Here is a 24,163-nt window from a genome sequence, read left to right on the forward strand (position 1 = left end):
CATCCGCGCATGAACCTCAACGACCGGATCAAGGGGCTGGTGGCGGCGATGGACGGGCGCGTGCGTCCCTGGGCGGCGCGGTCGCGCTGGCGGGGGTGGGCGTTCGAGTTCCTGCTGTTCGGGCTGAAGCAGGCCTGGGCCTGCCTGTTCGGCGGGCTGATGCTGGCGCTGTTGATCGGCACGCGGCTGTGGTGGCCGGCCGACGCGGCGCTGCACCGCTACGATTTCCTCGTCGTCGCGGCCCTTACCATCCAGTTCAGCCTGCTCGCGCTGCGGCTGGAACGGCCGGAAGAGGCGCTGGTGATCCTGATCTTCCATGTCGTCGGCACGATCATGGAGGTGTTCAAGACCGCGCACGGCTCATGGACCTATCCCGAACCCGGCCTGATGCGGATCGGCGGCGTGCCGCTGTTCTCGGGCTTCATGTACGCCTGTGTCGGCAGCTACATAGCCCGGGCCTGGCGACTGTTCGATGTGCGGTTCGAGGACTATCCGCCGGTCTGGACGACCTGGGCGGTGGCGGTGGCGGCCTATCTGAACTTCTTCAGCCACCACTACATCCAGGACCTGCGCTGGCCGCTGTTCGTGGTCTCGGCGGCGATCTTCGGCCGGTCGGGGTTCAGCTTCACGCCCGACCGCGTGGCGCGGCGGATGCCGATGCTGTTCGGGTTCCTGCTGGTGGCGGGGTTCATCTGGATCGCCGAGAATCTCGCGACCCGGGCCAATGCCTGGGTCTATCCGTCTCAGGCGGACGGCTGGACGCCGGTCAGCGTCGCCAAGCTCGGCAGCTGGTACCTGCTGATGCTCCTGAGCTTCGTGCTGGTGTCGCTCGTGCACAGGCCGAAGGGGACATGTACCGAAGGTACGTGTCCCCCAAACCTGCGGAAGTCCGATTAGGGGACACGTACCTTCGGTACATGTCCCCGTCAGACTAGCCCCGGTTCACGAAGTCCAGGAACCGCTGGCGCAGGGTCGCGTCGGTCTTGAACACGCCGCGGAACTGGGTGGTGATCGTGGTCACGTGGCGGTGGTGCACGCCGCGCGTGGTCATGCACTGGTGCGCCGCGTCGATCAGCACCGCCACGCCGGCGGGCTTGAGGCTGTCGCAGATCGCGTCGGTGATCTGCTGGGTCATGGTTTCCTGCGTCTGCAGGCGGCGGGCGAAGATCTCGACCACCCGCGCGATCTTGCTGATGCCGACGACGCGGTTGGTCGGCATGTAGGCGACGTAGGCCTTGCCGAGGAACGGCGCCATGTGGTGCTCGCAGTGGCTCTCCACCTCGATCTCGCGCAGCATGACGATGTCGTCGTAGCCCTGCACGTCCTCGAAGGTGCGGCTCAGTTCCTTGGCCGGGTCGGCGGCGTAGCCTTCGAACCACTCGCCATAGGCGTCGACCACGCGCTTGGGCGTGTCGATCACGCCCTCGCGGCGGGGATCGTCGCCGGACCAGGCGATCAGGGTCCGGACAGCCTCCATCGCCTCTTCGCGCGTCGGGCGCTTGGCGGGTTCAAGATCAAGACCGGCGCCGCCGATCAGGGTTCGCTCGCGGCTCATGGCGTCCATGTTCGAGAGGGTCTTCCCGGGGCTGAGTTGCGCCGGAGCGCCTGTCGCTCCGGAATGACGCGTGCCACCCCATCCACAGCGCGACGGACCGTGGCCTCGCCCGCGCCTGAAAGCTATATGGGGCCGATAGCCGACCCGGCAAGCTCTTACCCAACGTCAGACGGACATGACCCTGAAGCTCTATGACACCATGGCCCGCGAGAAGCGGCCCTTCGTTCCCGCCGATCCGGACCGGGTGACGATGTATGTCTGCGGGCCGACGGTCTACGGCTACGCCCATATCGGCAATGCCCGGCCGGTGGTGGTGTTCGACGTGCTGTTCCGCCTGCTGCGCGAGCTCTACGGCGAGCATCATGTCGTCTACGCCCGGAACGTCACGGACGTGGACGACAAGATCAACAGGAAGGCCGCCGACGAGGGGGTCGATATCCGCGTCATCACCGACCGCTATCTGGCGGCCTACGAGGCGGACATGGGGGCGCTGGGCGCCCTGACCCCGACGCTGCAGCCGCGCGCGACCGAGAACATCGAGGCGATGCTGGCCCAGATCGGCGCGCTGATCGAACGCGGCTCGGCCTACGCCGCCGAGGGGCACGTGCTGTTCGACACCCAGAGCTTCGCCGACTACGGCAAGCTGTCGGGCCGGCCGATGGACGACATGGTCCAGGTCGCCCGCGTCGATCCCGCCCCCTACAAGCGCCACCCGGCCGACTTCGTGCTGTGGAAACCGTCCAAGCCCGGCGAGCCGGAATGGCCGAGCCCCTGGGGCGCGGGCCGGCCCGGCTGGCATATCGAATGCTCGGCGATGATCGAGGCCGTGCTCGGCCTGCCGATCGACATCCACGGCGGCGGCATCGACCTGCAGTTCCCGCACCATGAGAACGAGCTCGCCCAGGGCGTCTGCGCCCATGGCGGCGGCGAGTACGCCCGCTACTGGATGCACAACGGCTTCCTCGACATGGCCGGCGAGAAGATGAGCAAGAGCCTCGGCAACGTCATCATCCCGCACGATCTGCTCAAGACCGTGCCGGGCGAGGTGCTGCGCTGGGCGCTGCTGGCGGCCCACTATCGCCAGCCGCTGGACTGGACCGCCGAGCTGATCGAGCAGAGCCGCAAGGCGCTCGACCGGCTCTACGGCGCCCTGCAGCGGGTCAAGGGCCTCGACGTCGAGGTGCGCGATCCGCCGGCGGCCTTCATCGAAGCCCTGTCGGACGACCTGAACACGCCGAAGGCCTACGCCGAGCTGTTCGGCCTGGCCAAGACGCTGGAAACCGCTCACGGCGACGGCAAGGCGGCCGCCAAGGCCGACCTGCTGGCGGCCGCGAACCTGCTGGGCTTCCTCAAGGCCGATCCGGACGTCTGGTTCGCCGGCGGCGCCGACGACGAACTGCGGCAAAAGGTCGAGGCTCTGCTGGAAGCGCGCGTCGACGCCCGTGCCGACAAGAACTGGGCCGAGGCCGACCGCATCCGCGGCGAGATCGACGCGCTGGGGGTGATCGTGATGGATTCCCCGCAGGGTGCGACCTGGCGGTTGAAAGAGGGGGCCTAGGCCCTCCAAATACCGCTCATCCCGGCAACGGCCTGGGTGTGAGCGCAATCAAACTCAATACACCTGGGTCCCGGCGTTGGCGCTTCGCGCCGCCCTCCGGGCGCCGGGATGAGCGGATTTAGGGTATGGCGGTAAAGCTAGAGAGACGCATCGGCATCCAGGCCCCCGACGAAATCGTCTGGGAGATCCTGTCGGACATTCCCGGCTGGGCGGACTGGAACCCGATCTATCCCCAAGCGCAGGGCGAGATCCGGATCGGCAACCGCTGGACGGTCGAGCTGGCGCTGCCCGGCGAGAAGCCGCGCACGATCAATCCGGTGATCCTCGACTGGGCGCCGTATGACCACATCCACTGGCGGCTGGACGCCCTGCGGGGCTGGGTGCGGACCGTACGCTTCCTCGAGATCGAGAAGATGGGCGAGGAAAACGTCATCTTCAACAACGGCGAAATCTTCGACGGCCTGCTCGGCGCGAGCGTGGCGAAACGCCTGCGTCGCCCGGTCATCGACGGGTTTGAAGCCATGAACGAAGTGCTCAAGCAGCGGTCCGAAGCGCTGTGGGCGGCGCGGAAATAGCCCCCGTGTCCTCGCTGCAGTTGCTATATCCCCTCTCATGATCGACGACCTCTACAGCGCGAAAATCCTCACCCTGGCGGCCAACATGCCGCTCGCGGGGCGGTTGGCCGCGCCGCAGGGGTCATCGGAGAAGGTCGCCAAGCTGTGCGGCAGCCGGATCGTCGTCGACGTCGAGCTGGACGCGTCGGGCAGGGTCTCCGCCTTCGCCCAGGACGTCCAGGCCTGCGCGCTGGGACAGGCGTCCGCGGCGGTGCTCGGCGCCAATGTCATCGGCGCCGGACTTGACGAAATCTCAACCGCGCGCGATCAGCTTGCGACGATGTTGAAGTCCGGCGGCCCCGCGCCGACCGGACGGTTTGAGGATCTGGCCGTGCTGGCGCCCGTGAAGGACTATCCCGCGAGACACGCTTCGACGCTTCTGGCGTTCGAGGCCGCCGTCGCGGCTGTCCGTCAGGCTTCCACACGAACTAGCGGCGCCGACGCGGCTTGATCGCGCGCGCTGGCGCGTCGATAAGCGCCGGGACTCGTTCACCCACCCTCGTGTCGGCATGACCCTCTACGAACGCAGCGTTACGCTGGCGCACCGCGCCTACAAGCTCACGCTGTCCCCGTGGATCGGACGCCAGTGCCGCTTTCTTCCGACCTGTTCGGACTACGCGCGCGAGGCCCTGATCACGCACGGACCGGTTCGCGGCGGCTGGCTCGCCACGAAACGTCTGTGCAGCTGCCATCCCTGGGGCCGCTCCGGATTCGATCCGGTGCCGCCGCGAAAGTGTGAACCGCTATGATCGATCTGATTTTCCCCGACGGCTCCGTCCGTCAGTACCCGCAAGGCTCCAGCGGCCGCGACGTGGCCACGGCCATCTCACCCTCGCTGGCCAAACGCACGCTGCTGGTCCGTCTCGACGGCCAGCTGCTCGACTTCGACCGCCCGCTGCCCGGCGGCGGCAAGGTCGAGTTCGTCGACCGCAATGACCCCGACGCCCTCGACACCATCCGCCACGACACGGCCCACGTGCTGGCCGAAGCGGTGCAGGAGCTGTTCCCCGGCACGCAGGTGACCATCGGCCCGAACGTCGAGGACGGCTTCTACTACGACTTCGCCCGCGACGAGCCGTTCAGCACGGACGACTTCGCGGCCATCGAAAAGCGCATGGCCGAGATCGTCGACCGCGACGAGAAGATCGTCCGCGAGGTGTGGGAGCGCGACAAGGCCATCGCCCACTTCAAGGCCATCGGCGAGCAGTACAAGGCCGAGATCATCGAGGGCATCCCGGCCGACCAGGACGTGACGCTCTATCGCCAGGGCAAGTGGGCCGATCTCTGCCGCGGGCCGCACCTGCCGTCGACGAAGCATGTCGGCAAGGCGTTCAAGCTGACGAAGCTGGCCGGCGCCTACTGGCGCGGTGACCAGGCCAACGCGCAACTGCAGCGGATCTACGGCACGGCCTGGGCCACGCCGGAGGACCTCGCCGCCTACCTCCTGCGTGTCGAGGAGGCCGAGAAGCGCGACCACCGCAAGCTGGGCCGGGCGATGGACCTCTTCCACATGCAGGAAGAGGGCCGGGGCATGGTCTTCTGGCATCCCAAGGGCTGGGTGCTCTGGCGGGTGCTGGAGGCCTATATGCGCCGCCGGCTCGACACGGCCGGATACATCGAGGTCAAGACGCCCCAGGTGCTGGAGCGGACGTTCTGGGAGAACTCCGGCCACTGGGAGAAGTACCGGCCCAACATGTTCGTCTGCGAAACGGTCGAGGGCGAAACGCTCTCGCTCAAGCCGATGAACTGTCCCGGCCACGTGCAGATCTGGAATGTCGGCCAGCGCTCCTACAAGGAGCTGCCGATGCGCATGGCCGAGTTCGGCGCCTGTCACCGCTACGAGCCGTCCGGCGCCCTGCACGGCCTGATGCGGGTGCGCGCCTTTACCCAGGATGACGCCCACATCTTCTGCCGCGAGGACCAGATCGTCGACGAGACGGAACGGTTCATCCGCCTGACCAAGATGATCCACGCCGACCTCGGCATGGAGACGAAGTATATCGCGCTCGCCACGCGTCCGGAGAACCGCGCCGGGTCGGACGAGTTCTGGGACCGGGCCGAGGGCATGCTGGCGGAAGCCGCGCGCCTCGCCGGCGTCACGCCCGTGATCGCCGAGGGGGACGGCGCCTTCTATGCGCCCAAGCTCGACTTCATCGTCCAGGACGCCATCGGCCGGGAGTGGACCTGCGGCACGCTGCAGCTCGACTATGTGCTGCCCGAACGGCTCGGCGCCGAGTACATCGCCGAGGACGGCTCCAAGCAGCGGCCGGTGATGCTGCACCGGGCGATCCTCGGCTCGTTCGAGCGGTTCATCGGCATCATGATCGAGAACTACGCGGGCCGCTTCCCGATGTGGCTGTCGCCGGTCCAGGCCGTCGTCACGACCATCGTGTCTGAAGCGGACGACTACGCGTCCGAGGTGGCCGCGAAGTTCCGTGCGGCGGGCCTGCGGGTCGAGACCGATCTGCGCAACGAGAAGGTCGGCTACAAGATCCGCGAGCACAGCGTGGCCAAGGTGCCGGCGATCGCCGTCGTCGGTCGCAAGGAAGCCGAGGAGGGCACGGTCGCCATCCGCCGGCTCGGCTCGCAGGACCAGACGGTGGTCTCGGTCGAGGAGGCGATCCGCATCCTGACCGAGGAAGCCACGCCGCCGGATTTGCGATAATCTGTTCCTTCTCCCCTTGCGGGAGAAGGTGTCAGGCGACGCCTGACGGATGAGGGGTCGAGCGGCTGACGCCGTTTCGGCCCCTCTTCAATTTTGATCGTCGGCGTGACCCCTCATCCGACCTGCTCCGCAGGCCACCTTCTCCCGCAAGGGGAGAAGGGAAATTCGCTTGACCCCCGCCCGCCAGACGCCACGCTGTAACCTGCGGGTCCCTGGAGAGTCGCGCGGGGAGGGGACTACCCCGGATGCCCAGTTTTATCGCCTCTGACGGCGTCCAGATTGCCTACGACGACACCGGTGGCGACGGCGCGCCGATGTTGCTGATCCACGGCTTTTCATCCAATCGGCAGGAGGCTTGGAAGCGAACGGGCTGGTACGCCTCGATCGCCCAGCGGGGCCAGCGGCTGGTCGCGCTCGACCTGCGCGGACATGGCGAGAGCGGCAAGCCGCACGATCCGGCGGCCTACGGGCGCGACGTTCTTCTGGGCGACATCACCGGCCTGCTCGATCATCTCGGCGTCGAATGGGCCAATGTGTTCGGCTATTCGATGGGTGCCCGGCTGGCGCTGTCGCTGGCGATCAACGAGCGCGAGCGGGTCGGCTACCTGATCCTCGGCGGCGTCGGCGGCGCATTCTTTGATCCCCCGCCGTCGGGCGATCCGATGGCGCTGGCGATGGAGGCCGACAGTCCCGACAGCATCACCGAGCCCATGCTCCGGAGCTTTCGCCAGTTCGCCGACGAACAGGGCGAGGACAGGCTCGCGCTGGCCGCCTTCACCCGCGGGCGCGGCGCGCCGGTGACGCGTGACGAGGTGGCGACCATCGGCGCCCCGACGCTGGTGGTGGCCGGCGCGCGGGACGAACTCGCCGGCGATCCCCACGGCCTGTCCGAACTGATTGCCGGCGCCAAGGCGGTCAGCCTGATGGGCTGCGACCACTTCAACGCGATTCCGCACGGGCTTCTGAAGGCGACCGTGTTCGATTTCCTCGACGGGTACCTGGACGAGGGGTTCGGGTAGAAGGGGACATGTACCGCAGGTACGTGTCCCCCAATCGAGCGGCTACGGGTTTAGGGGACACGTACCTTCGGTACATGTCCCCGGCGACTACCGACCCATCAGGTAGGGGCCGCCCTTTTCAAGGCCGGCCTGCCAGGCGGGTCGGGCGTGGATGCGCTCGATCCAGGCGGACATGTTCGGATAGTCGCCCAGCTTGCCGAACGCTTTCAGCACTTCCGGCACGAAGCTCATCTGCGCGTCCGCGCCGGTGGGGCCGTCGCCGATCAGCCAGTCGCGGCCTTCGAGTGCGGCCTCGACGTAGGACATGTGATTGGCGATCTCGCTCTCGATGCGTGGGTGCAGCGGCGCGCCGGCCTCGCCCAGGCGCATGACGTACATGCTCAGCATAAGCGGCAGCATCGCGCTGCCCTCGCCGTAGTGCAGCCATTGCAGGTAGGCTTCGTGGTCGGCCGTGCCGGCCGCCGGGGCCATGCGGCCGCCGCCGTGCTTGCGGATGATGTAGTCGATGATCGCGCCCGACTCGATGACCGTCAGATCGCCGTCGGTGATCACCGGCGACTTGCCCAGCGGGTGCACCGCCTTGAGCTCCGGCGGCGCCAGCCGGGTCGTCGCGTCGCGGGCGTAGATCCTGATCTCGTACGGCGCGCCCAGTTCCTCCAGCAGCCAGAGGATGCGCTGCGAGCGCGATTCGTTGAGATGGTGGACAGTGAGCACGGCGCTTCCCCGGAAAAATGGTTCGACCGGCAACATAGGCCTCGCCTTCCGGCTGGCAAATTCTACCTTTGGCCGGGCCGATTGTTTGCGGGTGCGAAATGCATATAGTGCGCCGCAACAAATTTCGGGGAGAACGAACCCATGAGCGCCGCTGCTGTCGAGACCTCGCCCGAGGCCCTGGTCCTGCCCGGGCTGACCGCCCTGCTGCAGCAGGCCGCTGACGCCGCCGGCGCCTTCGTGGCGGACGCGAAGGTCGGGGTGAAGGCGAAAGTCTCGACCGGCGGCAAGATCGATCGCATGCTTGCGGACGTCGAGCAACACGCCGTCCACGGCTTCGGCTGGTACGCCAGCTACGCCGAACTGTTGAACCAGGTCGCCGGCTGGGCCGCGCGGCTCGAGGCTGAAGGCGCGTTCGGCGAGACCGAGGCCCTGCTGGCCCAGCTGCTGTTCGCCGAATACTGCACCCAGCTGGTCGGCGGCATCCCGATGAACCAGGGCGAGACGGTTCGCCCCGCCGACCTGACCGCCAGCCGCGATGTCATGAACCGGCTGTTCGACCCGGCGCTGGTCCAGCTGATGACCCAGGGCGGCGGTCAGGCCGTGAAGACCCGGCTGGCCGATCTGGTGGCCGCCGCGCGCGGCAAGGCCACGGTCGAGAAGACCGGTCTGGACGAGACCTTCGAGATGATCCGCGACCAGTTCCACAGCTTCGCTGAGGAAAAGGTCGTTCCCTTCGCGCACGGCTGGCATCTGCGCGACGAACTGATCCCGATGAGCCTGGTCAAGGAGCTGGGCGACCTGGGCGTCTTCGGCCTGACGATCCCCGAGGAGTACGACGGCGCGGGTCTGGGCAAGACCGCGATGTGCGTGGTGTCGGAAGAGCTCAGCCGCGCCTGGATCGGCGTCGGCTCGCTGGCCACGCGGTCGGAGATCGCCGCCGAGCTGATCCTGACCGGCGGCACGCCCGACCAGAAGGCCGAGTGGCTGCCGAAGATCGCCACCGCCGAGATCCTGCCGACCGCCGTGTTCACCGAGCCGAACACCGGCTCGGACCTGGGGAGCCTGCGCACCCGGGCGGTCCGTGACGGCGACCAGTACGTCGTCACCGGAAACAAGACCTGGATCACCCACGCGGCCCGGGCCGATGTGATGACCCTGCTGGTCCGCACCGATCCGAACACGACCGACTACCGCGGTCTGTCGATGCTGCTGGCGCCCAAGCTGCGCGGCGAGGACGCCAGTCCGTTCCCGACCGAAGGCATGAGCGGCGGCGAGATCGGCGTGATCGGCTATCGCGGGATGAAGGAATACGAGATCGGCTTCGACGGTTTCAACGTCCCGGCCGCGAACCTGCTCGGCGGCATCGAGGGGCAAGGCTTCAAGCAGCTGATGGCGACCTTCGAGAGCGCCCGCATCCAGACGGCAGCGCGCGCGGTCGGCGTCGCGCAGCGCGCGCTGGAGCTCGGCCTGAACTATGCGCTGGATCGCAAGCAGTTCGGCGGCCCGATCTTCGGGTTCCCGCGGGTGTCCAACAAGCTGGCGATCATGGCGGCCGAGATCATGGCCGTGCGCCAGCTGACCTATTTCGCGGCGCGTCAGAAGGACGAGGGCAAGCGCTGCGATCTGGAAGCCGGCATGGCCAAGCTGATCGCCGCCCGCGTCGCCTGGGCGGCGGCCGACAACGCGCTTCAGATCCACGGCGGCAACGGCTTCGCCATGGAGTACGAGATCAGCCGCGTGCTGGCGGACGCCCGGATCCTGAACATCTTCGAGGGCGCCGGCGAGATCCAGGCCCAGGTCATCGCCCGCCGCCTGCTGGAAGACGCCAACTAGTCGGGGACATGTACCGCCTTCGGTACGTGTCCCCCAATCGAACGGCCGCGGGTTTTGGGGACACGTACCTTCGGTACATGTCCCCGTGCGTCAGGGCCGCAGGCCGTTGATGATCAGGGCGACCTGCCGCTCCATGATCGCGGTCATGGTCGCTGCGTCCGCGCGGCGCTGGGCCGCCAGGCGGTAGTTCCAGGCGTAGGCCGCCATCAGGGTGTCGAGCACCAGGTCAAGATCAGCGTCGGATCGCACTTCACCGCGCTCGGCCGCTTCCGCCAGCATGTCCAGCAGCATGCCCTTGAAGCGGGAGTTCCGACCGTAGGGGATGGTCGACGCTTCGAGCGTCGGGCTGAACGACGCCGCGACGTGGGCGAGGAACAGCTTCACCCGCCGGCATTCGAAATCGTAGTGGATGGCGAAGACCGAGCTGACGCGATCAATGATCGATCCCCTCAGGTGGCGGGCCACCCGGTCCAGTTCCGCGAAGAGCGACTCGACCCGGTCATCCATGACCTGGCTGAGGACGTCGGACTTGGAGGCGAAGGTCGTGAAGACGCTGCCGACGGAAACCCCGGCCCGCTCCGCGATGGCGCGGATCGTGGTTTCATCGTAGCCGATCTCGTTGAACAGGTCGCGCGCCGCCTCAAGGACCTTGCGGCGCGTGCCCTGCTTCTGCGTTGCGCGAACGCTTGCCAACCGTTCCCCCCCGGGAAGCCACGTTCCGTGATCGGAACGCCGCGAAGAATCCCTGACTAGGCCTTCAGGCCCGCCAGAACCAAATCAATCCGTTCGGCCAGGCGATCCGTCTGGACCTCTACCGACAGGCCGTCGAAGGCCGCCGGCCGGTAGCCTGCCAGAAACAGATCCCAAAGAACGTCGGATACCAGACGCAAATCGAACCGTTGTGTCAGTTCGCCGCGATCCACGCCGCGCTCCAGCACTTCGGCGACCAGGGCGCGGATCGGGCGCATGGTGTCGCGCCGCAGGCGTTCAGCCTCGGGCGTACGCGTCCAGGAGGCCGCCAGGGCCGCCTGGATCAGCGGCAGCTGGGCGAAGTGCATCCGGTAGGCCGCGCCGAACATCGCGACCAGAGCCTCGCGGGCCGACGGCGCGGTCGAGGCCGCGTCCTGCATCGGATCGAGCAGCGCGGCGAAATCCTCGCTCAGGATGGCTTCGAACAGTTCGGGCTTGTCGGTGAAGCTGGCGAACACCGCGCCGGTGGACATGCCGGCGGCGCGGGCGATGTCGCGGATCGTGGCGCCTTCGTAGCCACGCTCGATGAACATCTCGCGGGCCGCCTGCAGGACCTTTTCGCGGGTCTGCTGCTTGGCCAGGGCGCGACGGGTCAGTTTCTGCGGCCGCAAGGACGGCGCATTCATACGCATAGGAATATGGTTCATCGGACCGCCTCCAAACGGGCCAGCGCGGCTTCCGCGCGCTTCTCGAATTCGTCGCAGTATTCGTCGACGACCTTTTGCAGGACGTCTGCGTACCGGCGCGCCAGATCGCGGCCGTCCTGCGCGGCGTCGCGCAGGTCCCCGATCAACTGCCGAACCTCGGCAATGGTTTCATCTCGTTCCGCGGCCTGGACGGCGGCGGCGGCTTGGGGCAGGCCCATGGCATCTCCGTCTCGTCCTCCCCGTTGGTTGAAATCATCAGCGCGACCCACGGTGAGGAGTTGATCGCGTTCGTTGAACGTGCTCATCGAGCAAAAGGATGCGCGACCTACAGCGAACGTCGGTATAGGTCAAACACTATTTTCAAGGCCGGAATCTGTTCGATTCCGCATTAAAGGGTCGGTAACCCTGTTCCCTGATCGCCGTAATGCGACATAAGATCTCAATGAACGCGCTCGGCGAACTTTGGATGCGACCGATTGTCGCCGGGGCGGTGGCCGGGTCAGGTCCGCCGCGCTAGATTGTGCGGCATGAGCACGCTGTTCGACGTTCTGATCCCCGTTTCACTGGCTGCAGTGCTGCTGGCGCTGCTGGCCGGCCTCTACGCCCTCTATCGCGGCGGCGATTTCGGCCGGTCCTATTCCAACAAGCTGATGCGACTGCGCGTGTTGCTGCAGTTCATCGCCATTCTGGTGCTGGTCGCGGCGCTGTGGTGGCGGACGAGCCACGCGGGCTGACGGCGGTGGTCACGCTCAACCGCATCTACACGCGCACCGGCGACGACGGCACGACCCGCCTCGCCACCGGTGAGCCGGTGCCAAAGGACAGCCTGCGGGTGGACGCCTACGGCGGCGTCGACGAGACGAACGCCTGTGTCGGTCTGGTCCGGCTGCACACGACGGCCGATGCGATCCTCGATCCGATCCTCGCGCGCATCCAGAACGACCTGTTCGATCTCGGCGCCGATCTGGCGACGCCGGACCGGGGCAAACCCGTTGAATGGGAACCGTTGCGGATCCTGCAGTCCCAGGTGGACCGGCTCGAGACCGAGATTGATCGGCTCAACAGCGAGCTGTCCGACCTCACATCGTTCGTGCTGCCGGGCGGGACTCCGGCCGCGGCGGCGCTGCATCAGGCGCGGACGGTCTGTCGCCGCGCCGAGCGAGGCTGCGTGGCGCTCGCCGCCGCCCCGGACGAGCCGGTCAGCGCGGCGGCGGTCAAATACCTGAACCGCCTGTCCGACTTGCTGTTCGTCGCCGGCCGCTGGGCCAACGACAAGGGCGCCGGCGACGTGCTGTGGGTACCGGGCGCGAATCGCTGACGCCAGGGCGCGGCGACTATTTCTTTTCGGGCGTCGTGGCGGCCGGAGCTGCGGTCATGGCAACGGGCGCGGCCTTCGCCGCCGGGGCGGCGGCCTTGACCACCGGCGCGGGCGCAGCCTCACCGGTCGGGTAGCCTTCGCGGTCGCGCTGGATCTGGCGGGCGGCCTGCTTCTCGGACCATTCCTTGCGGCTCATGCCGGCCGGACGGCCTGTCAGGCTTGGGATATAGAGCGGGGTGGCGCAGACCCGGCCCTTGCGATCCCACCAGGCGCCGCGGTCGTCGCACTTCTGCGCCGGCCAGACATAGAAGATCTGGTAGGCCCAGATCCCCATCGTGCCGAGGGCGAAGAGGACCAGGAAGAACAGCTTGAGGCGGGTGATCGTCAGGTTCATGGCGCGCGGTCTACAGGAATCACCCCGGATCGGCAATTTGACGGCGTCGGATTGACCCCTACGTAAACTTGCATTGCGCGGCGGAGTCGTTATCAGCCTTCCCCGCGCAAAATTTTTCGCAACGCAACAAACACGGGCGGACAAACCCATGAAGGTGCTGGTCCCGGTCAAACGGGTTATCGATTACAACGTGAAGGCTCGGGTGAAGCCCGACCAGTCGGGCGTGGACCTGGCCAACGTCAAGATGTCCATGAATCCCTTCTGCGAGATCGCGGTCGAAGAGGCCGTCCGTCTCAAGGAAAAGGGCGTCGCCACCGAGGTCATCGCCGTCTCCGTCGGCCCGACCCAGGCGCAGGAAACCATCCGCACGGCCCTGGCCATGGGCGCCGACCGCGGCATCCTGATCCAGTCGGACGTCGATGTTGAACCGCTGGCGGTCGCCAAACTCCTCGCCGCCGTGGCGAAGGAAGAGGGCGCCGACGTGGTGCTGATGGGCAAGCAGGCCATCGACGGCGACAACAACGCCGTCGGCCAGATGCTCTCGCAGCTGCTCGGCTGGCCCCAGGCCAGCTTCGCCTCCAAGGTCGAGATCGCCGGCGGCAAGGCCACCGTGACCCGTGAGGTCGACGGCGGCCTGCAGGTGCTCGAAGTCGCCCTGCCGGCGGTGATCACCGCCGACCTGCGCCTCAACGAGCCGCGCTACGCTTCGCTGCCGAACATCATGAAGGCGAAGAAGAAGGAAATCGCGGTCAAGGCGACCGGCGACTACGGCGTCGACGTCGCCCCGCGCCTGAAGGTGCTGAAGGTGACCGAGCCCGCCAAGCGCTCGGCGGGCATCAAGGTCGAGACCGCCGCCGATCTGGTGAGCAAACTGAAGACTGAAGCGGGGGTCCTCTGATGGCCGTTCTCGTCGTCGCCGACAGCGACAACGCGCACCTGCGCGATACCACCCACAAGACCGTCACCGCCGCCCTGCAGATGTCGGGCGACGTCGACGTTCTGGTCCTGGGCCAGGGCGCTGACGCCGTGGCCGCCGCCGCCGGCAAGATCGCCGGCGTGCGCAAGGTCATCCTGGCCGAGGGCGCGGACGTGGGTCACGGCGTGGCCGAGGCCATCAGCGCCACCATCGTCGGCCTGATGGGCGGCTATGACGCCCTGCTCGTGCCGGCCACCTCGGCGGGGAAGAACTTCGCCCCGCGCGTGGCCGCCAGCCTCGACGCCTCGCCGATCTCCGATGTGATCGAAGTGGTTTCGGCCGACACCTTCGTCCGCCCGATCTACGCCGGCAACGCGCTGGAGACCGTCCAGACGGGCGACGCCAAGAAGGTCCTGACGGTTCGCCCGACGGCCTTCAAGGCCGCTGAAGAAGGCGGCTCGGCCTCCGTCGAAAAGACTGCCGCCGCTTCGGCGACGGGCACGAAGTTCGTCTCGGAAGAGATGGTCAAGTCGGACCGTCCGGAACTGACCGCCGCCAAGATCGTCGTCTCCGGCGGTCGCGCCATGGGCTCGGCCGAAGAGTTCCAGCGGGTCATCGAGCCGCTGGCCGACAAGCTCGGCGCCGCTGTGGGCGCCTCGCGCGCCGCCGTCGACGCCGGCTACGCCCCGAACGACTACCAGGTCGGCCAGACCGGCAAGGTCGTCGCCCCGGCGCTGTACATCGCCATCGGCATCTCGGGCGCCATCCAGCACCTGGCCGGCATGAAGGACTCCAAGGTGATCGTCGCGATCAACAAGGACGCCGACGCGCCGATCTTCCAGGTCGCCGACTACGGCCTGGTCGCCGACTACAAGACCGCCGTGCCGGAACTGATGGCCGCACTGGGCTAATAATCTCGGGGACATGTCCCCGGCAGATGGAAAGGCCCGGAGCGCCCGCTCCGGGCCTTTTTCCTTGTCCGCAACACGCCTCCGCTGCATCGCAGCAAAGACCTTGGCGGCAATCGGGACTCTCGTGCTAGAAAGCCGCCACAGAGTTCGGCGCGGGCCTCCCGGAAAACACCGCGTCGTCGTCAAGGGCGAGACTTCATGGCGGATATCAAGTCGGTCGGCGTCATCGGCGCCGGTCAGATGGGATCGGGCATCGCGCACGTCTGCGCGCTCGCCGGCTACGACGTATTCCTGAACGACGTGGACAGCGACCGGATCGACTCCGGCCTCAAGCAGATCGAATACAACATGGCGCGCCAGGTCGGCCGTGGCCTGATCGACGATGCGGCGATGAAGGCCGCCCTGGCCCGCATCAAGCCGGCGTCGATCGAGGTGGTCGCCGGCTCGGACATCGCCATCGAGGCGGCGACCGAGAACGAAGACACCAAGAAGGCCATCTTCCGTTCGCTGCTGCCGCACCTGGGCCCCAACACCCTGCTGGCGTCCAACACCTCGTCGATCTCGATCACGCGGCTGGCCTCGACGACGGACCGGCCCGAGCGGTTCATCGGCCTGCACTTCATGAACCCCGTGCCGCTGATGAAGCTGGTCGAGGTTATCCGCGGCATCGCCACCGATATCGCCACCTACGAGACGGCGGTGACCTTCGCCCAGTCGCTGGGCAAGACCACGACCAACGCCGAGGACTTCCCGGCCTTCATCGTCAACCGCGTGCTGGTGCCGATGATCAACGAGGCGATCTACACGCTGTACGAGGGCGTCGGCACGGTCGAGTCGATCGACACGGCGATGAAGCTGGGCGCCAACCACCCGATGGGCCCGCTCGAGCTGGGCGACTTCATCGGCCTCGACACCGTCCTGTCGATCATGAACGTGCTGCACGAGGGTCTGGCGGACAGCAAGTACCGCCCGTGCCCGCTGCTGGTGAAGTACGTCGAGGCCGGCTGGCTGGGCAAGAAGGTCGGCCGCGGCTTCTACGACTACCGCGGCGACGTGCCGGTTCCGACCCGCTAGGGCTCAGCCCCAGCCGAGCGCCACCGCGCCCCTGTAGGTCGCCAGCGAGGCCAGGTAGGCCAGGGCGAACATGTAGCTGAACATCACCGTCGGCCAGAGCCAGCCGTTGGTCTCGCGCTTGACCACGCCGAGGGTCGCCACGCACTGCGGCGCGAAGACATACCAGGCGAGGAACGACAGGCCGGTCGCCAGCGACCACTGGGTCTGGAGGATCGACGCCAGCGCGACCTGGCCCGCGCCCTCGACATCCCCGACCGCATAGACGGTGCCCAGCGCGGCCACGGCGACCTCGCGGGCGGCCATGCCCGGGACCAGGGCGATCGACATCTGCCAGTTGAAGCCGATCGGCGCGAGCAGCGGCTGGATGAAGTGGCCGATCATGCCGGCGAAGCTGTAGTCGATGGCCGGCCCGGTCGCGCCTTCGGGCGGGTAGGGGAAGGTCGACAGCACCCAGACCAGCACCATCAGCGGCAGGATGATGCGGCCGGCGCGGTTGATGAAGATCATCCCCCGCTGCCACAGATTGCGCAGCACGTTCTCCGGATCCGGCCAGCGATAGGTCGGCAGCTCCATCATGAAGGGCTCTGACGCGGATCTCCAGAACAGGGTCCGGATCACGAAGGCCACCAGCAGACCCGACAGGATGCCGGCGGCGTAGAGGCCGAACATCACCAGCCCCTGCAGGTTCAGGAAGCCCCAGACGGTGGTCCGGGGGATCAGGGCGCCGATGATCAGGGTGTAGACCGGGATCCGCGCCGAACAGGTCATCAGCGGCGCGATGAGGATGGTCGTCAGGCGGTCGTGCTTCTGGTCGATCACCCGCGCCGCCATGACGCCCGGGATCGCGCAGGCATGGCTCGACAGCAGCGGAATGAAGGCCCGGCCATGCAGGCCGGCGGCGCCCATGATCCGGTCCATCAGGAAGGCGGCCCGGGCCATGTAGCCACTGTCTTCCAGCAGCAGAATGAAGAAGAACACGGTCAGGATTTGCGGCAGGAACACCAGCACGCTGCCGACGCCGGCGATCAGGCCGTCCACCAGCAGGCTGCGCAGCATCCCGTCCGGCGTGACTCCGACGACAAGGCCGCCGAGCCCGACAAACGCCGCCTCGATCAGATCCGCCACCGGCGTCGCCCAGGCGAATACCGCCTGGAACATCACGAACATCACCGTCGACAGGATCAGCAGGCCGCCGACGGGATGAAGCAGCACGCCGTCGATCCGGCTGGTCCAGGTGTCCGGGCGCTCGGCGGGCCGGACATGGGCCTTCAGGATGCGTTGCGCCTCGCCATGCGCGGAACGGATCTCGGCGGCCGACGGCTCATGCCAGACATTCTCGCCGGCGGGCATGGAGTCGGCGAGGGCTTCGGCCTGGATGACCAGGTCCTCGATACCGCGCTTGCGGGTGGCGACCGTGGTGATGATCGGCGCCCCAATCGCGCGGGACAGGCCCTCCAGATCGATCCGCAGGCCCTGGCGCTGGGCGATGTCGAACATGTTGAGCGCCAGCACGAACGGGCGACCCACCTGCTTCAGTTCCAGCGCCAGCCGCAGCACCAGCCGCAGGTTGGTCGCGTCGGCGACGCAGACGATCACGTCCGGCGGCGTCTCGCCCGCCAGCCGGCCGAGCACCGCGTCGCGGGTCACGGCCTCATCAGGGCTGCGGGCGCGCAGGGAATAGGTGCCCGGCAGGTCGAGCACATGGATCACCCGGCCGGAGGGGCTGGTCAGCACGCCCTCCTTCCGCTCGACGGTCACGCCGGCGTAGTTGGCGACCTTCTGGCGGCTGCCGGTCAGGGCGTTGAACAGGGCGGTCTTGCCGGTGTTGGGATTGCCCACCAGCGCCAGGCGCTTCGGGGCGAGCGTCGTGTCGGTCAAGCGGCGGCCTGTGAATCGAAGCGGATTTCAATGGCGGCGGCCTCGCGGCGGCGAATGGCCACCCGCGTGTCGTCCAGCCGTACGGCGATCGGGTCGCGGCCAAACAGGCCTTCCTCCAGCACCTCGATCCGCGCGCCCTCGACGAAGCCGAGTTCCAGCAGGCGACGTTCCAGTTCGGCGGCGGGCAGGGCGCCGTCAAACGCCGAAACCCGCTCGATCACGCCGCGCGCGCCAACCCGGGCGACGCTCAGCAGGCCCGTGTGGGCTGGTATGGCGGGGGCGTCAGGAACGGCAGCGTAAGACATGGTGGTCCCGAAGGTGATTGCGAATGATTATCATTCGGCAATAGCCCTGTCGATGCCACAGAATCGGCCATGGACGGCAGTGCGGCGTTAATACCTTGGACACCATGATGCGCAGCGCGGGATACTCTCAAACGATTCGTGCAGGCGGGACCATGCGAAGGCTGACCCTTGCGCTGCTCTGCGGCGCCTACCTCTGTCTCTCCCTGATCGTTGCGCTGGGCATCTGGCGCAACGGTGGCGGATGGGGTGCGGGCGTCGCGGCTCTGGTCGGCGGCCTCGCGCTGGCGTTCGCCTTCCACTCGCTGATCGACGCGGCGATCCAGACGGCGCGGATGAAGGACGACCTCGGCAACATCCGCGAGGCGCACCTGATCCTCGCCCGGCAGATCGAGAAGATCGACAGTCGGCTCAACGAGGTGGTCGACACCGTGACCACGGACGCCCTGCGCCGCTCCGAGGAACTGACCAGCGAGGTCCATTCGCTCGAGGACGCGGTCCAACGGATGGCCGAGCAGATGGAGGCGCAGCTCTCCAGCCGCGTCGCCGCCGCGCCGCCGGGCGCGCTCGGCCGTGGCCCGCAGTCGGTCGCCCTGCTGGACACCGTCAAGGACGCCTTGGCCGGCAACCGCGTCGACCTCTACCTGCAGCCGGTGGTCTCGCTGCCGCAGCGCCGCACGGTCTTCTACGAGAGCTTCTCCCGCCTGCGCGACGATACGGGCCGGGTGATGATGCCGGCGGAGTACCTGTCGGTGGCCGAACCGGAGGGGCTGGTCGCGGCGATCGACAACCTGCTGCTGTTCCGCTGCGTGCAGATCGTGCGCCGGCTGGCCAAGCAGGACCGCAAGATCGGCATCTTCTGCAACATCTCGCTGGCCAGCCTGTCGGACGAGACCTTCTTCCCGCAGTTCCTCGACTTCCTGTCGGCCAACAAGGACATGGCCGGCGCCCTGATCTTCGAACTTGGCCAGGCGGCGTTCGAGCGGCGTGGCGCGGTCGAGGCCCGCCATATGGCGCGGCTGGCCGATCTCGGCTTCCGCTTCAGCCTCGACAAGGTCATGGACCTGGACCTCGACTTCCAGGATCTGGCGCGCGCGGACGTCAAGTTCATCAAGGTCGGCGCCCAGCTGCTGCTCGACCAGCTGGAAGAGTCGGAAGGCCGCCTGGTCATCCGCTCGCTGCCGGACCTGCACGCCTCCGACTTCGCCCGCCTGACGCGCCGCTATGGCATCGAGGTGATCATCGAGAAGGTCGAAAGCGAGCGGCAGGTCGTCGACATCCTCGAGCTCGACATGGCCTTCGGCCAGGGCCACCTGTTCGGCGAGCCCCGGGCGATCCGCGACGCGGTGCTGGCCGAGGCCGATCCCCCCGCCGACTTCATGCGCACCACCCTGCGTCGCGCGTCCGGCTGGTAGGACCACTGGTCTTGCTCCTCGCCGCCGACGCCCATAGCGTGGCCGGACGGTTGAGGGGATTTCCGAATGCGACTGTTTGCGGCGGCGGGCCTTGCGCTCGCGCTCATGTTCTCGACGGCGGCTGAAGCGCGGCCGTTCACGGCGAAGGATCTCGCCACACAGGATCGCGTCGGCGACCCCAACATCTCACCCGACGGCCGTTGGCTGGCCTATGCCGTCCGCAGCACCGACTGGGACGGCAACAAGGGCGTCCAGGCGCTCTGGCTGCTGGATCGCAAGACCGCCGGCGCCGCCCCGGTCGCGCTGCTGAAGGACGAGAAGGCCCCGCCCGCGCCGAGCTGGTCGGCGGATGGCAAATGGCTGTACGTGCTGTCGTCGAAGTCGGGCTCCCGTCAGGTCTGGCGCATGGCCGCCGACGGCTCCTCCCGCGTCCAGATCACCAGCCTGCCGCTCGATGTCGGCTTCTTCCGCGTCTCGGCCGACGGCCGGGTTCTGGTGGTCGGGCTGGACGTCTATCCCGACTGCGCTGATCTCGCCTGCAGCAAGGCCCGCGCCGAGGCCGGCGAGAAGCTCAAGGCGAGCGGCAAGTCCTTCGTCGGCGGCGCGCTGCCGCGCAATTTCGACAAGTATGAGGACGATCTCTTCACCGGCCTGTTCAGCATCCGGCTGGACGGGATCGGCGCGCCGATGGAGGCCACGCCGCTGACCGGCGGCCTCAAGGCCGATATTGACGGCGAACAGCTGACCCTCAGCCGCGATGGCAAGTCCATCTGGTTCGCCGCCCTGCCGGCCGGCGTCTCGCCCGGCACCGGCCCGACCTCCAGCCTCTATGTCGTCCCGGCCGATGGTTCGGCGAAGCCGACGCGGCTGATCGCAACGACCACCACCACCGACAGCCGCCCCGTCCTGTCGCCTGACGGCAAGTCGCTCGCCTATGTCGCGGAAAGCGGCCCGGTGATGATCGCCCAGCGCTCCGCGTTGATGATCCGCGACCTGAAGACCGGCGCCACGCGAGAGGTCGCCCCTGATCTCGACGTCAGCGCCAACACCCTGGCCTGGTCGCTGGACGGCAAGGCGTTGCTGCTGACCAGCCAGTCGATGGGCCAGGTGAAGCTGTTTTCGGTCGCCGTCGCCGACGGCAAGGCGACCACGATCGTGGGCGACGGCACGGTCGCGGCCTTCGACCAGGCGCCCGGCGTGATCGTCTATCAGCGTGAATCCCTCACCTCGCCCGGCCAGATCTATGACATCGCCGGCGCCGCCGCGCCGCGGCAGCTGACCAGCATCGCCGCCACGCCGATGGCCGAGACGCCGATGTCGGAGGCCGAGCAGTTCAGCTTCGCCGGCTGGAACGGCGAGACGGTCCACGGCTACGTCGTCAAGCCGGCCGGCTGGCAGGCGGGCAAGACCTATCCCGTCGCCTTCCTGATCCACGGCGGGCCGCACGGCAGCTTCGGCAACGCCTGGTCCTACCGCTGGAACCCGCAGGTCTGGGCCGGCATGGGCTACGCGGTGGTGATGATCGATTTTCACGGCTCGACCGGCTACGGCACGGCCTTCGCCCAGTCGATCGTCGGTCACTGGGGCGACCGGCCGCTGGAAGACCTGCAGAAGGGCTGGACCGCCGCTCTGGGCAAATACAGCTGGCTCGACAGCGGCCGCGCCTGCGCGCTGGGCGGCTCCTATGGCGGCTACATGGTCGCCTGGATCGCCAGCCAGTGGCAGTCGCCGTGGAAGTGCCTGGTCAATCACGCGGGCCTGTTCGACACGCGCAGCATGGCCTACGCCACCGACATCCCCAACTTCTCCGAACAGCAGTACGGCGTGCCCTGGACCGACCTGGAAGCGGTCGACCGGTTCAATCCGGCGGTCCATGTGAAGAACTGGAAGACCCCGATGCTGGTGATCCACGGCGCCCGCGACTACCGCGTCCCGCTCGACCAGGGCATCGGCAGCTACACCGCCAACCAGCGCCTCGGCGTGCCGACCGAGTTCCTCTATTTCCCGGACGAGAACCACTGGGTGCTCAAGCCGCAGAACTCGGTGCAGTGGTACGCGTCGGTCGAGGCCTGGATGAAGCGGTGGACGGGGGAGACGCCGACCGCTCCCTGATGTGAGATGGTGCGTGGTTCGAGACGCGATCCTGAGGGATCGCTCCTCACCATGACGAACACTCTCCCAGCGCACCCCTCTTCGTCATCCTGAGGAGCGAGCCTCAAGCGAGCGTCTCGAAGGACACGACATTGACCCGCCGTCGCCAGACCGTTAGCCGAACCCCATGACCGCTCTGCCCGCCGGCCTCGCCGCTCTCGCCAACGACTACGACGTCCTGCTCAGCGATGTCTGGGGCGTGATCCACAACGGCGAGCAGAGCTTCCCGGAGGCCTGCGCGGCGCTCGCACGCTATCGGGCGGAGCGTGGGCCGGTGGTGCTGATCTCCAACTCCCCCCGTCCGGCCTGGGAGGTCGTGGCCCAGCTCGACAGCCTTGGCGTGCCGCGCGAGGCCTGGAGCGCCTTCGTCACCTCCGGCGACGCGACGCGCACGCTGCTGGCGGAACGCGCGCCCGGTCCTGTCTGGACCATCGGTCCGGAGCGGGTCGGCGGCCTCTACGACGGTCTGGGCCTGGTCTTCAGTGAAGCGGACGAAGCGGCCTTTATCTCGGTCACCGGACCTGACGACGACGAGGTCGAGGGGCCGGAGGACTACCGCGAACGCCTCACCGGCCCGGCCGCGCGCGGCCTGCCGATGGTCTGCGCCAACCCCGACCGGGTGGTGCAGCGCGGCGACCGGCTGATCTACTGCGGCGGGGCGCTGGCCGACGTCTACAAGGAGCTCGGCGGCCAGGTGCTGATGGCCGGCAAGCCCTACGCCCCGATCTATGATCTGGCCCTCGCGGAAGCCGCGCGGCTGCTGGACCGGCCGGTCGACCCCCGCCGGGTGCTGTGCATCGGCGATGGCGTGCACACTGACGTTCTGGGCGCCGAGGATCGCGGGCTTGACTGCCTGTTCGTCGCCCGGGGCATTCACGGCGAAGCGGCCATGGGCGCCGACGGCCGGCTGTCGGGGCCCGCCGTCGACGCCCTGCTCGCCGCCGAGGGGGTCAAGGCCCGCTACGCCATGGCCGACCTGGTCTGGTAGACAACAAGAACGAGAGGAAGCGCGAGATGTCGGCCCTTTATTTCGAGGACCTGTCCGTCGGCCAGTCGGCCGATCTGACCCGCACCGTGGACGAGAAGGCGATCCAGGCCTTCGCCGACGTCAGCGGCGACCATAATCCCGTGCACCTGGACGAGGCGTTCGCCGCGACCACGCAGTTCAAGACGCGCATCGCCCATGGCATGCTGTCGGCCGCCTACATCTCGGCCCTGATCGCCGGCAAGCTGCCGGGACCGGGCGCGATCTATCTGGGTCAGACGCTCAGCTTCCGCCGCCCGGTGAAGATCGGCGACGAGGTGACGGTCACCGCCACCATCACCGCGCTGGACGCCGAGAAGGCTCGCGCGGTGCTGGCCACGGTCTGCACCGTCGGCGGCAAGACCGTGCTCGACGGTGAAGCGACCATCATGGTTCCCCGCCGGCCCGCCTGATGACCCTGCGGATCATCAACGGCTGGAAGACCCTGGCGCCCGGCGATCGCGGCGCGTCCGTGGCGCTCGGCAATTTCGACGGCGTGCACCGCGGCCACCAGCAGGTGATCGCCGGCGCCGCGACGGCGGCCAAGGCCATCGGCGCGCCGCTGGCGGTGATCACCTTCGATCCGCACCCCCGGCGACTGTTCCAGCCCGACGAGCCCGCGTTCCGCCTGATGACGGTCGAGCAGCAGGCCCGGGCCCTCGAAGAGATGGGCGTGGACCGGCTCTATGTGCTGAACTTCGACTTCGAGATGGCCAATTTCAGCGACCGCGGCTTCGTCGAGCATGTGCTGCACGAGGGGCTCGGGGTGCGCCATGTCGCGGTCGGATTCGACATCTCCTTCGGCAAGGGCCGCACCGGCAGCCCGGAGGCCATGGCCGCATACGGCGCCGAACTCGGCTTCACCGTCTCGGTCGCCGAGGCGGTCGGGGAGGGGGCCGAGAAGTTCAGCTCCACGGCCGTCCGCGAGGCCCTGCGGGAAGGGCGCCCCGAAGAGGCGACCGCCATTCTGGGTCGGCCGTTCGCCATCGAAGGCGTCGTCAGGCGCGGGAAGCAGCTTGGCAGAACGCTCGGCTTTCCGACCGCCAATGTGTTCATGGTCGACTATGTCGTGCCGCGCCTCGGGGTCTACGCCACCCGCACGCGCCTGCCGGACGGCCGCGTGGTTCCGGGCGTCGCCAACATCGGCAACAACCCCACCACGGGCGAGGTCGAGACCCGGCTGGAGGTCTGGCTGTTCGACTTCGACGAGGACCTCTACGGCCAGGTCATCGAGACGCAGCTGATCGCTTTCCTGCGTCCGGAAGAGAAATTCGGCTCGATCGACGAGATGGTGGTTCAGATCCGCCGGGATGAAGCGGCGGCGCGGGGGATTCTGGGGGCGTAGGTGGCTTGCGTCCTTCGAGACGCGATCCTGAGGGATCGCTCCTCAGGATGACGAACACCGATGCCCGTCATGGTGAGGAG

General features: G+C 67.8%; 26 protein-coding genes. 18 read left to right on the plus strand and 8 right to left on the minus strand.

Annotated elements, in window-relative coordinates; translation table 11 throughout:
- Nucleotides 1-9 precede the first annotated feature (9 nt).
- On the plus strand, nucleotides 10-897 hold the full coding sequence (locus AC3WJT_RS04270) for a DUF817 domain-containing protein (RefSeq protein ID WP_492341822.1): 888 nt from the start codon (nucleotides 10-12) through the stop codon (nucleotides 895-897).
- A gap of 34 nt (nucleotides 898-931) precedes the next feature.
- On the opposite strand, the gene folE is transcribed toward AC3WJT_RS04270, so the two are convergent.
- Nucleotides 932-1,564 carry a GTP cyclohydrolase I FolE gene (gene folE, locus AC3WJT_RS04275; RefSeq protein ID WP_492341823.1) on the minus strand — a complete coding sequence of 211 codons (633 nt, stop codon included), beginning with the start codon at nucleotides 1,562-1,564 and terminating at the stop codon, nucleotides 932-934.
- 166 nt (nucleotides 1,565-1,730) lie between these two features.
- Between folE and cysS the strand changes: the two genes are divergently transcribed.
- The 6 genes from cysS (at nucleotide 1,731) to AC3WJT_RS04305 (ending at nucleotide 7,411) form a co-directional block, all read left to right on the plus strand.
- Entirely contained in the window at nucleotides 1,731-3,113 is a 1,383-nt protein-coding gene (gene cysS / locus AC3WJT_RS04280) for a cysteine--tRNA ligase (protein ID WP_492341824.1), read from the plus strand.
- 125 nt (nucleotides 3,114-3,238) lie between these two features.
- Nucleotides 3,239-3,688, plus strand: a complete 450-nt coding sequence (locus AC3WJT_RS04285) for an SRPBCC family protein (RefSeq protein WP_492341825.1) — start codon at nucleotides 3,239-3,241, stop codon at nucleotides 3,686-3,688.
- Between the two features lie 37 nt (nucleotides 3,689-3,725).
- A complete protein-coding gene (locus AC3WJT_RS04290) occupies nucleotides 3,726-4,178 on the plus strand; it encodes an iron-sulfur cluster assembly scaffold protein (RefSeq protein WP_492341826.1) in 453 nt (150 codons plus the stop codon).
- Between the two features lie 58 nt (nucleotides 4,179-4,236).
- Entirely contained in the window at nucleotides 4,237-4,476 is a 240-nt protein-coding gene (gene yidD / locus AC3WJT_RS04295) for a membrane protein insertion efficiency factor YidD (RefSeq protein ID WP_492341827.1), read from the plus strand.
- A complete protein-coding gene (gene thrS, locus AC3WJT_RS04300) occupies nucleotides 4,473-6,392 on the plus strand; it encodes a threonine--tRNA ligase (RefSeq protein ID WP_492341828.1) in 1,920 nt (639 codons plus the stop codon). Before yidD ends, thrS begins: the two co-directional genes overlap by 4 nt.
- Before the next feature lie 245 nt (nucleotides 6,393-6,637).
- Nucleotides 6,638-7,411, plus strand: coding sequence for an alpha/beta fold hydrolase (locus AC3WJT_RS04305; protein ID WP_492341829.1), 774 nt, complete (start codon nucleotides 6,638-6,640; stop codon nucleotides 7,409-7,411).
- An 87-nt stretch (nucleotides 7,412-7,498) separates the two neighbouring features.
- Here the strand turns inward: AC3WJT_RS04305 and AC3WJT_RS04310 are convergent, their stop codons facing one another.
- On the minus strand, nucleotides 7,499-8,125 hold the full coding sequence (locus AC3WJT_RS04310) for a glutathione S-transferase family protein (protein ID WP_492341830.1): 627 nt from the start codon (nucleotides 8,123-8,125) through the stop codon (nucleotides 7,499-7,501).
- Nucleotides 8,126-8,266: 141 nt separating this feature from the next.
- Here AC3WJT_RS04310 and AC3WJT_RS04315 point away from each other — a divergent pair, with 141 nt between their 5' ends.
- Nucleotides 8,267-9,958 carry an acyl-CoA dehydrogenase family protein gene (locus AC3WJT_RS04315; protein ID WP_492341831.1) on the plus strand — a complete coding sequence of 564 codons (1,692 nt, stop codon included), beginning with the start codon at nucleotides 8,267-8,269 and terminating at the stop codon, nucleotides 9,956-9,958.
- Between the two features lie 90 nt (nucleotides 9,959-10,048).
- On the opposite strand, the gene AC3WJT_RS04320 is transcribed toward AC3WJT_RS04315, so the two are convergent.
- From AC3WJT_RS04320 to AC3WJT_RS04330, 3 genes are read right to left on the minus strand one after another with little or no spacing between them, the layout of a single operon-like run.
- On the minus strand, nucleotides 10,049-10,651 hold the full coding sequence (locus tag AC3WJT_RS04320) for a TetR/AcrR family transcriptional regulator (protein ID WP_492341832.1): 603 nt from the start codon (nucleotides 10,649-10,651) through the stop codon (nucleotides 10,049-10,051).
- Nucleotides 10,652-10,707: 56 nt separating this feature from the next.
- Nucleotides 10,708-11,355 carry a TetR/AcrR family transcriptional regulator gene (locus AC3WJT_RS04325; protein WP_492341833.1) on the minus strand — a complete coding sequence of 216 codons (648 nt, stop codon included), beginning with the start codon at nucleotides 11,353-11,355 and terminating at the stop codon, nucleotides 10,708-10,710.
- Nucleotides 11,352-11,573 carry a hypothetical protein gene (locus tag AC3WJT_RS04330; RefSeq protein ID WP_492341834.1) on the minus strand — a complete coding sequence of 74 codons (222 nt, stop codon included), beginning with the start codon at nucleotides 11,571-11,573 and terminating at the stop codon, nucleotides 11,352-11,354. Before AC3WJT_RS04330 ends, AC3WJT_RS04325 begins: the two co-directional genes overlap by 4 nt.
- 309 nt (nucleotides 11,574-11,882) lie before the next feature.
- Here AC3WJT_RS04330 and AC3WJT_RS04335 point away from each other — a divergent pair, with 309 nt between their 5' ends.
- Both AC3WJT_RS04335 and AC3WJT_RS04340 read left to right on the plus strand, forming a co-directional pair.
- A complete protein-coding gene (locus tag AC3WJT_RS04335; protein ID WP_492341835.1) occupies nucleotides 11,883-12,089 on the plus strand; it encodes a twin transmembrane helix small protein in 207 nt (68 codons plus the stop codon).
- 5 nt (nucleotides 12,090-12,094) lie between these two features.
- Nucleotides 12,095-12,673, plus strand: coding sequence for a cob(I)yrinic acid a,c-diamide adenosyltransferase (locus AC3WJT_RS04340; RefSeq protein WP_492342370.1), 579 nt, complete (start codon nucleotides 12,095-12,097; stop codon nucleotides 12,671-12,673).
- Between the two features lie 16 nt (nucleotides 12,674-12,689).
- On the opposite strand, the gene AC3WJT_RS04345 is transcribed toward AC3WJT_RS04340, so the two are convergent.
- The gene (locus AC3WJT_RS04345) at nucleotides 12,690-13,067 is read right to left on the minus strand and encodes a hypothetical protein (protein WP_492341836.1); all 378 of its coding nucleotides are present in this window, start codon (nucleotides 13,065-13,067) and stop codon (nucleotides 12,690-12,692) included.
- 148 nt (nucleotides 13,068-13,215) lie between these two features.
- Between AC3WJT_RS04345 and AC3WJT_RS04350 the strand changes: the two genes are divergently transcribed.
- From AC3WJT_RS04350 to AC3WJT_RS04360, 3 genes are all read left to right on the plus strand, one after another.
- Nucleotides 13,216-13,965 (plus strand): electron transfer flavoprotein subunit beta/FixA family protein, encoded by a 750-nt coding sequence (locus AC3WJT_RS04350; RefSeq protein WP_492341837.1) that lies wholly within the window; start codon nucleotides 13,216-13,218, stop codon nucleotides 13,963-13,965.
- A complete protein-coding gene (locus AC3WJT_RS04355; RefSeq protein WP_492341838.1) occupies nucleotides 13,965-14,894 on the plus strand; it encodes an electron transfer flavoprotein subunit alpha/FixB family protein in 930 nt (309 codons plus the stop codon). The genes AC3WJT_RS04350 and AC3WJT_RS04355 overlap by 1 nt, the downstream gene beginning before the upstream one ends.
- 198 nt (nucleotides 14,895-15,092) lie before the next feature.
- Nucleotides 15,093-15,968 (plus strand): 3-hydroxybutyryl-CoA dehydrogenase, encoded by an 876-nt coding sequence (locus AC3WJT_RS04360; protein ID WP_492341839.1) that lies wholly within the window; start codon nucleotides 15,093-15,095, stop codon nucleotides 15,966-15,968.
- Between the two features lie 3 nt (nucleotides 15,969-15,971).
- Here AC3WJT_RS04360 and feoB read toward each other — a convergent pair whose 3' ends face one another.
- Together feoB and AC3WJT_RS04370 are read right to left on the minus strand one after the other, a co-directional pair.
- On the minus strand, nucleotides 15,972-17,846 hold the full coding sequence (gene feoB / locus AC3WJT_RS04365; protein ID WP_492341840.1) for a ferrous iron transport protein B: 1,875 nt from the start codon (nucleotides 17,844-17,846) through the stop codon (nucleotides 15,972-15,974).
- On the minus strand, nucleotides 17,843-18,151 hold the full coding sequence (locus tag AC3WJT_RS04370; RefSeq protein ID WP_492341841.1) for a FeoA family protein: 309 nt from the start codon (nucleotides 18,149-18,151) through the stop codon (nucleotides 17,843-17,845). The genes feoB and AC3WJT_RS04370 overlap by 4 nt, the downstream gene beginning before the upstream one ends.
- A 152-nt stretch (nucleotides 18,152-18,303) precedes the next feature.
- Here AC3WJT_RS04370 and tipF point away from each other — a divergent pair, with 152 nt between their 5' ends.
- From tipF to AC3WJT_RS04395, 5 genes are all read left to right on the plus strand, one after another.
- The gene (gene tipF / locus AC3WJT_RS04375; protein ID WP_492341842.1) at nucleotides 18,304-19,563 is read left to right on the plus strand and encodes a flagella assembly cyclic-di-GMP phosphodiesterase TipF; all 1,260 of its coding nucleotides are present in this window, start codon (nucleotides 18,304-18,306) and stop codon (nucleotides 19,561-19,563) included.
- A 66-nt stretch (nucleotides 19,564-19,629) separates the two neighbouring features.
- The gene (locus AC3WJT_RS04380) at nucleotides 19,630-21,675 is read left to right on the plus strand and encodes a S9 family peptidase (RefSeq protein WP_492341843.1); all 2,046 of its coding nucleotides are present in this window, start codon (nucleotides 19,630-19,632) and stop codon (nucleotides 21,673-21,675) included.
- 166 nt (nucleotides 21,676-21,841) lie between these two features.
- Nucleotides 21,842-22,702 (plus strand): TIGR01459 family HAD-type hydrolase, encoded by an 861-nt coding sequence (locus tag AC3WJT_RS04385; protein ID WP_492341844.1) that lies wholly within the window; start codon nucleotides 21,842-21,844, stop codon nucleotides 22,700-22,702.
- Nucleotides 22,703-22,728: 26 nt separating this feature from the next.
- Nucleotides 22,729-23,151: a MaoC family dehydratase gene (locus tag AC3WJT_RS04390; RefSeq protein WP_492341845.1), complete on the plus strand. Its 423-nt coding sequence runs from the start codon at nucleotides 22,729-22,731 to the stop codon at nucleotides 23,149-23,151.
- Entirely contained in the window at nucleotides 23,151-24,083 is a 933-nt protein-coding gene (locus AC3WJT_RS04395) for a bifunctional riboflavin kinase/FAD synthetase (protein WP_492341846.1), read from the plus strand. Before AC3WJT_RS04390 ends, AC3WJT_RS04395 begins: the two co-directional genes overlap by 1 nt.
- The last annotated feature ends 80 nt before the right edge of the window (nucleotides 24,084-24,163 follow it).

The organism is Caulobacter sp. FW305-C-30-S16 (genome assembly GCF_058783025.1).

Bases quoted from the DNA above. Each gene is read 5' to 3' on its own strand.
- AC3WJT_RS04335 (WP_492341835.1), top strand. From the start codon at position 11,883: ATGAGCACGCTGTTCGACGTTCTGATCCCCGTTTCACTGGCTGCAGTG.
- AC3WJT_RS04290 (WP_492341826.1), top strand. From the start codon at position 3,726: ATGATCGACGACCTCTACAGCGCGAAAATCCTCACCCTGGCGGCCAAC.
- AC3WJT_RS04330 (WP_492341834.1), bottom strand. From the start codon at position 11,573: ATGGGCCTGCCCCAAGCCGCCGCCGCCGTCCAGGCCGCGGAACGAGAT.
- AC3WJT_RS04390 (WP_492341845.1), top strand. From the start codon at position 22,729: ATGTCGGCCCTTTATTTCGAGGACCTGTCCGTCGGCCAGTCGGCCGAT.
- AC3WJT_RS04385 (WP_492341844.1), top strand. From the start codon at position 21,842: ATGACCGCTCTGCCCGCCGGCCTCGCCGCTCTCGCCAACGACTACGAC.
- AC3WJT_RS04315 (WP_492341831.1), top strand. From the start codon at position 8,267: ATGAGCGCCGCTGCTGTCGAGACCTCGCCCGAGGCCCTGGTCCTGCCC.
- folE (WP_492341823.1), bottom strand. From the start codon at position 1,564: ATGGACGCCATGAGCCGCGAGCGAACCCTGATCGGCGGCGCCGGTCTT.
- AC3WJT_RS04360 (WP_492341839.1), top strand. From the start codon at position 15,093: ATGGCGGATATCAAGTCGGTCGGCGTCATCGGCGCCGGTCAGATGGGA.
- AC3WJT_RS04355 (WP_492341838.1), top strand. From the start codon at position 13,965: ATGGCCGTTCTCGTCGTCGCCGACAGCGACAACGCGCACCTGCGCGAT.
- AC3WJT_RS04325 (WP_492341833.1), bottom strand. From the start codon at position 11,355: ATGAACCATATTCCTATGCGTATGAATGCGCCGTCCTTGCGGCCGCAG.
- AC3WJT_RS04285 (WP_492341825.1), top strand. From the start codon at position 3,239: ATGGCGGTAAAGCTAGAGAGACGCATCGGCATCCAGGCCCCCGACGAA.
- AC3WJT_RS04270 (WP_492341822.1), top strand. From the start codon at position 10: ATGAACCTCAACGACCGGATCAAGGGGCTGGTGGCGGCGATGGACGGG.
- yidD (WP_492341827.1), top strand. From the start codon at position 4,237: ATGACCCTCTACGAACGCAGCGTTACGCTGGCGCACCGCGCCTACAAG.
- AC3WJT_RS04345 (WP_492341836.1), bottom strand. From the start codon at position 13,067: ATGAACCTGACGATCACCCGCCTCAAGCTGTTCTTCCTGGTCCTCTTC.
- thrS (WP_492341828.1), top strand. From the start codon at position 4,473: ATGATCGATCTGATTTTCCCCGACGGCTCCGTCCGTCAGTACCCGCAA.
- cysS (WP_492341824.1), top strand. From the start codon at position 1,731: ATGACCCTGAAGCTCTATGACACCATGGCCCGCGAGAAGCGGCCCTTC.
- AC3WJT_RS04395 (WP_492341846.1), top strand. From the start codon at position 23,151: ATGACCCTGCGGATCATCAACGGCTGGAAGACCCTGGCGCCCGGCGAT.
- AC3WJT_RS04370 (WP_492341841.1), bottom strand. From the start codon at position 18,151: ATGTCTTACGCTGCCGTTCCTGACGCCCCCGCCATACCAGCCCACACG.
- tipF (WP_492341842.1), top strand. From the start codon at position 18,304: ATGCGAAGGCTGACCCTTGCGCTGCTCTGCGGCGCCTACCTCTGTCTC.
- AC3WJT_RS04380 (WP_492341843.1), top strand. From the start codon at position 19,630: ATGCGACTGTTTGCGGCGGCGGGCCTTGCGCTCGCGCTCATGTTCTCG.
- AC3WJT_RS04305 (WP_492341829.1), top strand. From the start codon at position 6,638: ATGCCCAGTTTTATCGCCTCTGACGGCGTCCAGATTGCCTACGACGAC.
- AC3WJT_RS04350 (WP_492341837.1), top strand. From the start codon at position 13,216: ATGAAGGTGCTGGTCCCGGTCAAACGGGTTATCGATTACAACGTGAAG.